This window comes from Amycolatopsis sp. NPDC001319, from assembly GCF_042896185.1.
Classification (GTDB): domain Bacteria; phylum Actinomycetota; class Actinomycetes; order Mycobacteriales; family Pseudonocardiaceae; genus Amycolatopsis.
Genome location: NZ_JBIAWY010000010.1, coordinates 242,040 through 254,118, shown reverse-complemented (window position 1 = coordinate 254,118; position 12,079 = coordinate 242,040). Strand labels below are relative to the sequence as shown.

Below are 12,079 nucleotides of genomic sequence, written 5' to 3'. Positions count from 1 at the left end.
GCGTCGGTTTCCCAGCCGGACTCACGTCTCGTCCGCATCGCCGGTCGTGGTGAACTTGTCGTAGAAGATCCGCTTCTCCGGCACGCCGAGCGCCGGCAGCAGTTCCAGGGCCGCCTCCACCATGGGCGGCGGCCCGCACACGTAGACGTCGGTGCGGCCCAGGTCGGTCTCGAGCCGCCGCACCACGTCGGTGATCAGGCCGGTCTCGCCGTCCCAGTCCTCACCCGGCTCGGGTTCGGACAGCGCAGGCACGAACCGGAAACCCGGGATCTTGTCCTCGAGAGCCGTCAGCTCGCTCTCGAAACACAGGTCCCTCTTGCGACGGGCGCCGTAGTAGTAGGTCGCCTTCCGCTCGATGCCGCGCTCGGCCATGGACCGCAGCAGCGAGAGGATGGGCGCCATGCCGGCGCCGCCACCGAGGAACACCAGATCCCGCTCGGGCGCGTCCCGCAGGGTGAAGACCCCGAACGGGCCCGACACGTCGAGCCGGTCCCCGACCGACACCGCGGTGTCCAGGAAGTGCGAGAACAACCCGTCCGGGTAGATCCTGATCACGAACTCCAGCAGGCCGGAGTCGCGGCCGGGGGTGTTCGCCATCGAGAACGACCGGGTGGCCTCGTGTCCTGGGACCACGAAGTCGACGTACTGGCCGGGGAAGAACTTGAACGACTCGGCGTCGATGAGCCGGACCACGAGCCGGCGCAGGTCGTGCGTGACCTCCTCGAGGGAAACCACCTCCGCGACCGCCTCCTGGATCGGCAGTCCGGAGTGGATCATCTCCTCGTCGTAGTTGAGCAGTTCGATCGTCAGGTCCTCGTACGCGTGCGCCCGGCACAGCAGCGTGAAGCCCTCTTCCTTTTCGAAGTCGGGCAACGCGAACGTGGAGTACCGGTCGTGGTCGACGTCGTCGCCGTCGAGGATGAACGACTTGCAGGAGGCGCACTGCCCCTCCTTGCACCCGTGCATGAGCATGACGCCCTGCTCGGCAGCCGCTCGCAGGATGTTCTGGTCCTCGTCGACCTCGATCTCGATGCCGACCGGTTCGAAGCGGACGTGGTGCTTGTTTCCCATCGCTTCCCTGCCTGAACGCCGGAGTTCGCACACATCCCGGGTCGCCACCGTCGGCGATCGGGTGCCACGGCGAGAGCGGCACCCGATCGCCGGCGGAGACCGGTTGTCCGTCCGATCAGGACGCTGCCCTTGCGGGCCGTCCTGCCGGACCCTGGCGGTTGTAGTCGTCCTGGAACGCGGCCCGCTGCTCGGCGTTCATCTCGTTGAGCAGCACGTTCGGGCTCTGCAGCGGCGGGCACCGGCGCAGGTGGTCCAGCGTCCACATCTTCTTCGGGTCCAGGTCGAGGTGCGGCTGGGCGACCAGGGTCTTGCCGTCGTCGCGGACGTAGCCCATGTCGGACACCACATCGGCCCAGTTCCAGCCGTGGTAGAGCGTCTCCCACTCGCGGGAACCGATGAGCTGGCCCATGTTCGGGGTCTCGCGGCCCTGGTACGTGGGCCGGAACGCCTCGACGTCGGTCCACCGGCAGGCTTCGTGGCAGTACGTCCGCCACTGCCCGTCGACCTCCGCCATGACCATGTCCTCACGCACGAGGCACGGGACCATGCAGGTCCAGCACCGGTGCGGGTAGACGTAGTCGACGTCTTCCAGCGCGATCGGGTTGTGCCCGTTCGGCACGGACAGGCGGCTGTAGTTCTCCCACCACTTGCCGTACTTGTCGTACCAGCCCGGGTACTTGTACTCGAACCACTCGAAGTCCTCGTCCGTCATCGGGTCGATGCGCCAGTAGTTGGCGAGCCACCCGGTGGCGAAGAACTGCGCGACTTCGTGCACGTAGCCCTTGTCCCAGATCTGCTTCCACGCTTCTTCGATCAAGTCGTGCGGAATGACCAGACCGTACTTCTCGAGCGGGACGAGATAGCTGCGGTAGTAGTCGTCGTAGATCCACCGGCGCCACATCTCCGCGTAGCTTTCCCGGTCCTTGCGGCGGTCCTTCGTGCCGTACTCGATGAAGGTGCCGATGGCCGCGTCGACCACCCGGTGGTTGTTCCACCACGCGTAACGCAGGTCGCGTTCGAGCAACTGGTGGTTGCTTTCGTCGGAAAGTGCCATCAACAGCGTGGCGTAACCGTTGCTGATGTGGCGCGACTCGTCGGACTGCACCGAGTGGAACACCGTCGGCAGCAGGTAGTCGCCATTGGCCGCGGCCTCGGCGGGCATGGCGACGAACAGCGTGTTGGTGAACGCCGTCTCGGCCACGATCGTGAGGTAGATGCTCGCCGCGGTGATGGCGTCACCGGTGATGAAGCCCTCGGCGAACTGCCGGCCGATCGTGCCGCAGTAGTCGTTCTGGAAGTTGCGCAGGCTCGAGTTGAAACCCGCCGGGTCGATGTAGTTGTTCATGTACAGGCGCTTCAGGTTCTGCTGGATCGTCGAGTGGCGTACCTCGTCGATCATCTGGATCGCCTGGCCGTTGTGCAGTTCCGGGTTCGGCACCGTGCGGAACAGCAGTGGCATGGCCCGCGCCGCGGAGATCTCCGGCAACGGGATGATGGACAGGAACAGCTTCTGCCACTCCAGCCACCGTTCCTGGACCTGCCGGAACATGTTGCCTCGGATGGCGCCGTCCTCGGCCCCGTAAACGCGGTGATCCTTTTCCTCTTGCATCGGGAAGTAGGAACGGAGCACCTGCTTGAGCGGGTCCTTCTTCTTGGCCTTGTGGAACGTGTAATCGGTTCCGTAGTGCGACACCGGCTGGTGGTACACCGGTTCCCACGACAGCTCCTGGATCTTCTGGTGGGCTTTCGCCACGCTCTGGCGGCTCATGGTCTCTCCTTACCCGTCGCGCCACGACGGCTGCTGGCTCGCCCTGCCCGTACCTCGGTACCCGGTTCACCCGGTGCGGACCGGGGCGTCAAGTCCTGCGAACACGATTAAGGGGGCGGCCCGCGGAACCGCGAGTCTCAATACGAGACAAGCCGCGGAGATTTTTTCAGCCGTCCTCCATCATCGCGGCCCGCAGCTGGGCCAGCTGCGACTCCTTCTCGTGCTGGATGCGTACGTCTCCTTCCGCCGTAGGGGTGATCCCGAGCGCACGCAGCAGTTCCGCGGCCGGCTCGCCGGGCGGGCCGCCGGAGCCGAGCGTCGGGTGCAGCCCGATGTCCACGAGGTGGCGGAACACCAGGTCGACAACCGTCCAGGGGTTGTACGTCTCCTCGGTTTGTTCATCCATTCGGGTCCTCCTGCGCGCTGGTCCGGACTCCCCCATGAGAACCCCGCGCGCGCGAGGATCGCGTCTCAAGGTGAGACCCGCGCTGGACACGTGTCCTAAGCTGGGCACGACCCGGTACTGCGACACAACGACGTGGGCAGCGACAGGAGGTCGAGCCGTGGTGAAGAGTCCACCCGCCCGCCAGGTCGCACCGAACCCGGCCGCGATCCTGCCCGACGAGGACGGTCTGGCGAGGACCCGGATTCGCTTTCTGACATCGGAAACCATTGAGCCGGACCAAGTCCGCGAGGCGATCCTCGCCTCGTGGTGGCGGTCGCGGCACTTCCGCGTGCCCGCCGATCGCATCGACCTGCCCTACCTCGGCGAGGTCAACCTCGACACTCCCTTGATCCACAGCGCGAAACTCGTCATGCAACGCCTCGGCGACCAGCTGGACGGGCAGCCGATCAGCATGATCCTCGCCGACCCGACCGGCACGGTGCTGAGCCAGCGCACCGGCGACACCGATCTGCACCGCCACCTCGAACGGGTGGAACTGGTCCCCGGCTTCAGCTACGGCGAGAAGTTCGTGGGCACCAACGGCATCGGCACCGCGCTGGAGGACGACCAGCCGACGCACGTGTTCGGCCACGAGCACTACGCCGAGCACCTGGAGAACCTCGCGTGCGCGGGCGTTCCCATCCACCACCCGATCTCCGGGAAGATGATCGGCGCCGTCGACCTGACGTGCTGGCGCAAGGACGCGGGCGGGCTGCTGATCGCGCTCGCGCGCAGCACGGCCGAGCAGATCCAGCAAGCGCTGCTGACGCACAGCAACCTGCGCGAGCTGATCCTCTTCCAGTCCTACCTGCAGGCGTGCCGCCGCACGACCGGCATCGTGATGGCGTTCAACGACGACATCGTGATGATGAACGACAGCGCGCGCCAGCTGCTCAACTCCGCCGACCAGTCGATCCTGCTCGGGCACGCGGCGCAGGCGCTGTCGGAGTACCGGCGCAACACCGCGACCGTGACGCTCTCGGGCGGGGGCAAGGTCAAGATGCACTGCCGCCGCGTGCCGGGCCAGCACGAGGACGACGTCGTGGGCGGCGTGCTCTCGGTGAAGCTGATCGTCTCGGAGGCCGAGTCGAGCGGCGTGCCCGTGCCGATGCTGCCGATGTTCCTGCCGGGCCTGGTCGGTTCGGCGCCGTCGTGGCTGCGCTGCACGCACGACGTCGACGCCGGCTACAGCCGCGGCGAGTGGCTCGTGCTCGCGGGCGAGCCGGGCACCGGGAAGCTGAGCCTCGCCAAGGGCGTGCACCAGCGGCGCAACCCGACCGGCCGGCTGCACACGCTCGACGCGCGCGAGGCGGCGGAGGACGACTGGCTCTGCGACCTCCGGCGCGACCTGATCGACGATCCGGTCGACACGCTCGTGGTGCAGCACCTGGAGTCGCTGCGCGGCGAGCAGCTGAAGGCGTTCTCCGGGGTGCTCGAAGAAGTGCGTACCGCGTACGGCGCCAATGCGCCGTGGCTCGCGGTCACGCTGGCCCCGGAGGCCGAAACGACGCCGGACCTGGCCGAGTCGCTGGCGTTCTTCCCGCGGACGGTGACCGTGCCGCCGCTGCGCCGCCACATCGACGACCTGACCGAGCTCGTGCCGTTCTTCCTCGCGAAGCTCTCGCGCGGCAGCCGGCTCTCGTGCTCGCCGACGGCGCTGCACCTGCTGATGCGCGCCGACTGGCCGGACAACACCGCGCAGCTCTACCAGGTGCTCAAGAAGGTCGCGCAGCACCGGCGGCTCGGGGCGATCCAGCCGAGCGACCTGCCGGCCGAGTACCAGGCCATCGCGAAACGGCCGCTGAAGGGGCTCGAGTCGATCGAGCGCGACGCGATCGTGCGCAGCCTCGAGGAGGCCCACGGCAACAAACCGCGCGCGGCGCAGCTGCTCGGCATCTCGCGCGCGACGATCTACCGCAAGATCCACGAGTACGGCATCGTCACGCCCGACCACTGAGTGGGTGAAACGCTGAGTGGTTGAAACGCTGAGCGCTCGGAACGCTCAGCTCACGGAGGTCCCGCACGCCCGGGATCATCATGGAGCCATGAGGTGGCCGGGTGTGCGAGCGCTGAGCCCGCGGCGTCGGCTGCTCGTCGCTGCCGTGGCGCTCTTCGTGGTGGCCGCCGGCGTGGTCACGGCGGTGTCCGTCGGCGGCGGCTCCGGCGTACCTCGTGCCGGGAGCCCCGCGCAGGACACGCCCGGGCCGGTGCTGCTGGTGCCCGGCTACGGCGGGGGCCGGGACTCGCTCGAACAGCTGGCCGGCCGCATCCACCAGGCCACCGGCCGGGACACCGAGGTGCTCACCCTCGCCGGCGACGGCACCGGCGATCTCCTGCAGCAGGTGGACGTGCTGACGCAGGCCGTCGAACGCGCGTACGCCGGCGGAGCCCCGTCGGTGGACGTGGTCGGCTACTCGGCGGGCGGGGTCGTCGCGCGGCTGTGGGTCGCGCGCGAAGGCGGCGAGCACCAGGCGCGCCGCGTGATCACGCTCGGCGCGCCGATGCACGGCACCACGCTCGCCACCGCCGGCGGCGTGCTCGCGCCGAGTGCGTGTCCCACGGCCTGCCGCCAGCTCACGCCCGGCAGCGCCCTGCTGCGGCAGCTGCCGCCGATCCCGCCGGGCCTGCCGTGGCTTTCGGTGTGGACGCGGCTCGACCGGACCGTGACGCCGCCGGAGTCGGCGCGGCTCGACGGCGCGGTGAACGTGGCACTGCAGCAGGTGTGCCCCGCCGACACCGCCGCGCACGGCGACCTGCCGACGGACCCGGCCGTGACCGGTCTCGTGCTGAACGCGATCGGCACGGCGCCGTTGTCGGTGCCGGCCTCGTGCGCGGCGCTCAGCTCGTGACGTCCTTGGTCGCGAAGTTCGCCCACGCGGCGCCGAAGAACACCACGATGTAGCCGGCCTGCAGCAGCAGCCCGCGGTCGATGTTGTGCCACAGCACGGGATCGCGGAAGAAGTCGAGCCACGACAGCCAGTAGTGCGTGGGCAGGTACGGCTTCACCGGCGCGGCCGCGTCGAGCGTCTCCAGGACCGAGCTCGTGATGAGCACGGCCAGCCCGCCGAGCGCGGCCCCGAGCGCGGAGTCCGCCAGCGTCGACAGGAACATCGTGATCGCCGCGAACCCGAGCATCGACAACACGATGTAGGCCACGGCCCCCAGCAACCGCAACGCGAGCGACGACGAGCTCAGCGACGTGCCCGACAACGTCACGACCTGGGCCGCCTGGCCGCCCGCCCCGACCTCGCCGCCCGTGCCGAACAACAGGATCCCGATCACCAGCGACGTGAGGACCACGATCGCGATCGCCGCCGTCACGTACACCGCGAGCGCCACGAGCTTGGCCGTCAGCAGCCGCGTCCGCCCGGCCGGGCGCGCCAGCAGGTACCGCAGCGTGCCGCCCGAGGCCTCCCCCGCCACCGAGTCCCCGGCCACGACCGCCACCGCGATCGGCAGGAACAGTGGCAGCACCAGCGCGAGCGCGGCCGCCGGGTACAGCGACCCGTCGCTCACCACCGCCGACAGGAACGCCCCGCCCTGCCCCGGCGGCGGCGCGAAGTCCGCGGTCGCCAGGAACACCGCCACGATCGCCGGCAGCAGGCACAACAGCAGCACGCTCACCCACACGCGCGGGCGCAACGCGAGCTTGCGCAGTTCGACTCCGATCACCGCGTGCCTCCGAAGCGGTCCGAGCCGTGGCTCGTCACGTCGAGGACGACCTGTTCCAAGGTGCGGTGCTCCTCCCGCAGGTCGCTCACCCGGACGCCCGCGCTCACGAGACGGGTGTTGAGCTCCGCGGCGTCGGCGTAGCGGACGACGAGGTGTTCGCCGTCGCGGTGTTCGAGGTGTCCGTCGAGCACGGCGGCGGCCGCGGCGGGGTCGGGCGTACGGAGCAGGACGCGCCCGGTGGCGCCGCGCAGAGCGGCGACCTCGCCGTCGAGCACCAGGCGGCCGTGGTCGACGATGCCGACGCGGGTGCACAGCTGCTCGATCTCGGTGAGCAGGTGGCTGGACAGGAAAACCGTGGTGCCATTGCGGTTGAGCTCCAGCAGCAGCTCCCGGATCTCCTTGATGCCCTGGGGGTCGAGACCGTTGGTGGGCTCGTCGAGCACCAGCAGCCGCGGGCCGTCGAGCAGGGCGCCGGCCAGCCCGAGGCGCTGGCGCATGCCCAGCGAGTACGCCTTGACCGGCCGCCGGTCGACGCCGGCGAGACCCACGCGTTCCAACGCCTCCTCGATGCGCCGCCGGCGGGTGCGCCGGCCGCGGTGTCGGCCGGCGGCGTCGAGCAGCGCCAGGTTGCGCCGGCCCGAAAGGTGCGGGTAGGCGGCGGGGCCCTCGACGAGCGCGCCGACGTCGGGCAGCACGTCGGCGAGCCGTTTCGGCACCGGCTGCCCCAGCACCTCGATCTCGCCGCTCGTGGCGTAGACGAGCCCGAGCAGCATCCGCACGAGCGTGGTCTTGCCGGACCCGTTCGGGCCGAGGAAGCCGTAGCGGTCGCCTTCGCGGACCTCCAGGTCGACGGCGTCGACGGCCACGGTCCGGCCGTACCGCTTGGTCAGCCCGCGCGTGACGATCATCGGCCGCTCCGGCGCAGCGTGGCCAGGTCGGCCGCGGCCGCGGCCAGCACCGACGGGGTGACCAGACCGGCGAGCAGGTATCCGCGCCGCGAGCTCGGCGGGCGCACGATCGCGAGCGACAACGGCGTGACCGCGAGCTGCACGGCCGAGCCCTGCGGCAGCGTGATGGCGGTTCCGCCCGCCTTGGCGGCGGCGTCCGCCGCGCCGTCGGCGACCGCGCGCGGCACGGCGACCACGGCGAACGTCGCGAGGCCCGAACCGTAGAGCGCGGCGCCCTGCACGCCGCCGAAGTTCGCGGCGCGCACCGGCCGGCCGCCGAGCGTCGGCGGCAGCCGGACGCGGCCCAGCGCGCCCAGCGCGTTCGACAGGTCCGGCGCATTGGTGGCCGTGAAGCCACTGCCCGGCGCGGGCACCGGCGTGGTGACGACGGGGGCGGTCTGCTCGACGTCCTCGAACTCCGCGGTGAGCATCGGCGCCTGCTGGCCCCGCGCGGTCACCTCGACGCGCAGCGGCAGCCCGGTCCCCGGATCGGCCCACACGTCGACGCCGCCGATCGTCGTCTGCGGGTCGGCGGGCACCAGGCGGAAGCCGGCGGCCGGCACACCCGCGACGTTGCGCGGCGGCAGCGCGCTCACCGGGTCCATGGGCGCGGACCGCAGTGCCCACCGCGCCAGCTCGGGGGGCAGCAGGTCACCCGCGCGCGGCAGCCGCACAGCCGGGTCGCCCGTCAGCTTCGTCAGCATGTTCGCCCCGTAGTCCCAGGTGTATTCGCCTTCGGGCAGGTGGTAGACGTCGTGCTCCCCCGTCGTGGTCAGCACCGCCACGCGGTAGCGGTCGGGCGCGGCGTACCAGGCGCGCGTGGTCGTGGTGGTGGAGAACAGGGCCGACACGTCGGCGAGGTCCGGCAGCTCGGGGATCGCCAGCGAGCCCCGGCTCTGTGCGAGGCCCTGGTACGGCTTTCCGGCCGAACCCAGCACGAGGTCACGCAGGTGCCCGGCGCCGGTGGCCGGCCCGGCGGGCCGCAGCGCGGCGACGAGCGACGGCAGCGCCACCAGCGCGACCGCCACGACGGCGACCACCGCCCAGCGACGACCGCGCTCACGTCGCACGACGGACACCGGCATCACCTCTGGTCCCTTTGTACGCCACGAAACCGCGTGACCCCCGTTTCCGAATCCTTACGCCGGCCCCGTCGCCTTAGGGTGAGGCCCATGGAAGATCTCGCGCAGCGGTACGCGGCGGGCACCCTCGCCGACGTCGTCCCCTCGGCGCTCGCCGGGCTCGGCGTCGCCTGCGAACGGAACGCGCTCGACCTGCCCGCCGCCGACCGCGTGTGCGTGCTGCTCGTCGACGGCCTCGGCTGGACCTCACTCCAGGCGCACGCCGACGCCGCGCCTTTTCTGGCGCGGCTGTCGGCACGCCCGCTGACGGCCGGCTTCCCCAGCACGACCGCGACCAGCGTGGCGTCGCTCGGCACCGGCCTGACGCCGGGCGAGCACGGCGTGGTCGGCTATGCCTTCGAGGCCGGACGGGACGTGCTCAACGTCCTCGGCTGGCGCCGCCACACCGGCGGCAAGCCGATCGACCTGCGCGAGCGGGTCGTGCCGGAGGAGCTTCAGCCGCGCCCGACCGCGTTCGAACGCGCGGCGGCGGCGGGCGTCGCCGTGCGCGTGGTCGGGCCGCGCGACCAGCGCGACAGCGGACTCACGCGAGCCGCGTTGCGGGGCGGGGAGTTCCAGGGCGTGCACGCGCTCGGCGATCTCACGGCGGCCGTCGCCGACGCGCTGGAACGGCCGCGGAGTCTCTGCTACGCCTACCACGCCGACCTCGACCTGCTCGGCCACGTGCACGGCCCCGGCAGCACGCCGTGGCTCTACCAGCTGTCCTACGTCGACCGCCTCGCCGAGACGATCGCCGGCAGCCTGCCCAGCGGCTCGGCACTGATCGTGACGGCCGACCACGGCATGGTCACCGTCGGCGAGCGCGTCGACTACGACGCCGAACCCGTGTTGCAGGCCGGTGTCCGCACCGTCGGCGGCGAAGCCCGCGCGCGCCACGTCTACACGGTCGAGGGCGCGGCACCCGACGTGCGCGCCGCGTGGCGCGAAACCCTCGGCGAGAAGGCCTGGGTACTCGGCCGCGAAGACGCCGTCGCGGCCGGCTGGTTCGGCCCGCGCGTCGCCGACGCCGTGCTCCCCCGCATCGGCGACGTCGTCGTCGCGGCCCGCGGGAGGACGGCCGTCGTCCGCACTGCGGCCGAACCGCGGCTGAGCCGCATGACGGGCCAGCACGGCTCGGTGACCGACGAAGAACTGTTGGTACCGCTGGCGATCGCCCGCGCCTGACCGTCCGTTATGGACGTTCGGGGTGCGGCGGGCCGGTCTCGGCGAGCTGGTCGATGGCGCCCACGAGCTCGGCCAGCGCCGGAATGGCCGACGCGATCAGGTGCCGCCAAGCCGGGTGCAGCCGGTCGATCGCGGCGGCGAGGATCTCGGCGTTGTGGTGCTTGTAGCGGTCCACGGCCGCCTGCCCGCTCTCGGTCAGTTCGAGTTCGACCGTCCGCCGGTCGTCGCTGCCGCTGGTGCGCGTGACGAGGTCGCGCGCCCGCAGGCCGGTGACCATGGTCGTGACGGAGTTCGGCGCCAGCTTCAGCAGCTGGGCAACCCGGCTCGGGCGCGCGCCGGGGTTCTCGGCCAGGCACGAGAGCAGTTCGAGCTGCGCGACCGACAGCGTGTTGTCCGGGTCGGCCGTGCGCGCGGCGCGGCGCATGGCGCGCCGGAGGCGGGCGACGACGTCGGCGAGGTTCGGTTCGGGCGTCATGCGGTACGGGGTCGGGAGCCGGCGGCGAGACCCGTGCCGGCGGCCAGCACCGCCGCCACGGCCAGGGCGGCGAGCGCGAGCGGCCGGCCGCCGGTTCCCCCGGCGTGCAGGCACAACGTCACCAGTGCCACGCCCAGCGCCGTGCCGAGTCCGCGGGCCATGTTCACCAGACCTCCTCCGGTGGCCGACATCCGCGTGGGGATGGCGCCCATGACGGCCGAGTTGTTCGCCGGGATGAACACTCCCAGACCGAGCCCCACCGCGAACAGCGACACGCCTGTTTCCCACGGACCGGACACCCCGGCCAGCACCGCGCAGCCGACCGCCGCCAATGCCGCCCCGGCGCCGATGCGGACGCGGGAGCCGAGCGCCGCGGGCAGCACGCGATCGGCGGCCACGGCGGCGACCGCGAAGCCGGCGGGCAGGCTCGTGAGCACCACGCCGGTCGCGCCGTGCGCGCCCAGGACCTGCGGCAACAGCGCCAGCGGCCCGAACAGCACGAGGTAGCCGCACAGTGCGCCCACCAGCCCGAACGAGACGACCGGCGGCCGCAGCACCGCGAGGCGCAGGATCGGGCTCGCCGCCGAGTTCTCGCGCAGCACGAACGCGCCGGCCGCCACCACCGCCACCACGAACAGCGCCGGCACGGTCCAGCCGGGCAGCGCCAGCCCGGACAGGCCCGAGATCGCCAGCAGCAGCGCGGTCGACGCCGTGGCCAGCAGCGCCACGCCCGCGCCGTCGAAGCGGCCCAGCGGCGTGCGCTCGCGGGTGCGCGGCAGCAGGTACCGCCCGGCGATCAGGCCGACGAGGCCGACCGGCGCGTTGACCAGGAACACCCACCGCCAGCCCACGGTGTCCACGAGCAGCCCGCCGACCGCGGGCCCGAGCGCGAGACCGAGCGCCTGCGCGGCGGCCTGCACCCCGAGCGCCGCGCGCATCTTCTCGCGGCGCACGCTGCCCACCACCAGCGCGACGCTGTTGGCCTGCAGCATCGCCGCGCCGAGCGCCTGCACCACGCGGAACACGACGAGCCACGTCAGCGTCGGCGCCAGCCCGCACGCGATCGACGCCGCGGTGAAGACGCCGAAGCCGTAGCCGTAGGTCAGCTTGCGGCCGTAGGCGTCCGCGAGGCGGCCGACCGCGGCGAGCAGCCCCACCAGCGTGAGCAGGTAGGCCAGCGACACCCACTGCACCGCTGCGAGCGGCTCGCCGAACTCGCGCTGCAGCGCCGGGAACGTGAGCGTGACGATGCTGGCGTCCAGCTGGCCCATGAACGCGCCGAAGCACACCGCGCCCACCGCGAACCACCCGGCGAACCGGTGCTCACGCACCACGCGCGGCCGCGGCCGCTCCACCAGCATCGCCACAGCGGCCCCCTTCTCCGACAGTTCGTTC

Annotated in this window: 11 protein-coding genes; 3 read left to right on the top strand and 8 right to left on the bottom strand. The window is 71.7% G+C overall.

The features are described 5' to 3' along the window. Positions 1-21: 21 nt before the first annotated feature. From ACFY1H_RS34465 to ACFY1H_RS34455, 3 genes are all read right to left on the bottom strand, one after another. A complete protein-coding gene (locus ACFY1H_RS34465) occupies positions 22-1,071 on the bottom strand; it encodes an NADH:ubiquinone reductase (Na(+)-transporting) subunit F (RefSeq protein WP_386953460.1) in 1,050 nt (349 codons plus the stop codon). Positions 1,072-1,186: 115 nt separating this feature from the next. Next, on the bottom strand, positions 1,187-2,839 hold the full coding sequence (locus tag ACFY1H_RS34460) for a methane monooxygenase (protein ID WP_366578086.1): 1,653 nt from the start codon (positions 2,837-2,839) through the stop codon (positions 1,187-1,189). Positions 2,840-3,005: 166 nt separating this feature from the next. Beyond that, positions 3,006-3,245 carry a hypothetical protein gene (locus ACFY1H_RS34455; protein WP_366578084.1) on the bottom strand — a complete coding sequence of 80 codons (240 nt, stop codon included), beginning with the start codon at positions 3,243-3,245 and terminating at the stop codon, positions 3,006-3,008. A gap of 160 nt (positions 3,246-3,405) precedes the next feature. Here ACFY1H_RS34455 and ACFY1H_RS34450 point away from each other — a divergent pair, with 160 nt between their 5' ends. Continuing rightward, the gene (locus ACFY1H_RS34450; RefSeq protein ID WP_366578082.1) at positions 3,406-5,241 is read left to right on the top strand and encodes a helix-turn-helix domain-containing protein; all 1,836 of its coding nucleotides are present in this window, start codon (positions 3,406-3,408) and stop codon (positions 5,239-5,241) included. 88 nt (positions 5,242-5,329) lie between these two features. Continuing rightward, complete coding sequence (locus ACFY1H_RS34445; protein ID WP_366578080.1) at positions 5,330-6,133, top strand: lipase; 804 nt, start codon at positions 5,330-5,332, stop codon at positions 6,131-6,133. Here the strand turns inward: ACFY1H_RS34445 and ACFY1H_RS34440 are convergent. Genes ACFY1H_RS34440 through ACFY1H_RS34430 form a run of 3 tightly spaced genes read right to left on the bottom strand, consistent with a single transcriptional unit; the run spans position 6,123 to position 8,988 of the window. After that, positions 6,123-6,956 (bottom strand): ABC transporter permease, encoded by an 834-nt coding sequence (locus ACFY1H_RS34440; RefSeq protein ID WP_366578078.1) that lies wholly within the window; start codon positions 6,954-6,956, stop codon positions 6,123-6,125. The two genes, ACFY1H_RS34445 and ACFY1H_RS34440, sit on opposite strands and share 11 nt — an antisense overlap. Beyond that, positions 6,953-7,864 carry an ABC transporter ATP-binding protein gene (locus ACFY1H_RS34435; RefSeq protein ID WP_366578076.1) on the bottom strand — a complete coding sequence of 304 codons (912 nt, stop codon included), beginning with the start codon at positions 7,862-7,864 and terminating at the stop codon, positions 6,953-6,955. Before ACFY1H_RS34435 ends, ACFY1H_RS34440 begins: the two co-directional genes overlap by 4 nt. Beyond that, positions 7,861-8,988 carry a hypothetical protein gene (locus tag ACFY1H_RS34430; protein ID WP_366578074.1) on the bottom strand — a complete coding sequence of 376 codons (1,128 nt, stop codon included), beginning with the start codon at positions 8,986-8,988 and terminating at the stop codon, positions 7,861-7,863. The genes ACFY1H_RS34435 and ACFY1H_RS34430 overlap by 4 nt, the downstream gene beginning before the upstream one ends. A gap of 87 nt (positions 8,989-9,075) precedes the next feature. On the opposite strand from ACFY1H_RS34430, the gene ACFY1H_RS34425 reads away from it, so the two are divergent. Continuing rightward, positions 9,076-10,209 (top strand): nucleotide pyrophosphatase/phosphodiesterase family protein, encoded by a 1,134-nt coding sequence (locus ACFY1H_RS34425; RefSeq protein ID WP_366578072.1) that lies wholly within the window; start codon positions 9,076-9,078, stop codon positions 10,207-10,209. A gap of 7 nt (positions 10,210-10,216) precedes the next feature. On the opposite strand, the gene ACFY1H_RS34420 is transcribed toward ACFY1H_RS34425, so the two are convergent. Continuing rightward, a complete protein-coding gene (locus tag ACFY1H_RS34420) occupies positions 10,217-10,684 on the bottom strand; it encodes a MarR family transcriptional regulator (RefSeq protein WP_366578071.1) in 468 nt (155 codons plus the stop codon). Then, positions 10,681-12,045, bottom strand: a complete 1,365-nt coding sequence (locus ACFY1H_RS34415; RefSeq protein WP_386953783.1) for an MFS transporter — start codon at positions 12,043-12,045, stop codon at positions 10,681-10,683. Before ACFY1H_RS34415 ends, ACFY1H_RS34420 begins: the two co-directional genes overlap by 4 nt. Positions 12,046-12,079 lie beyond the last annotated feature (34 nt).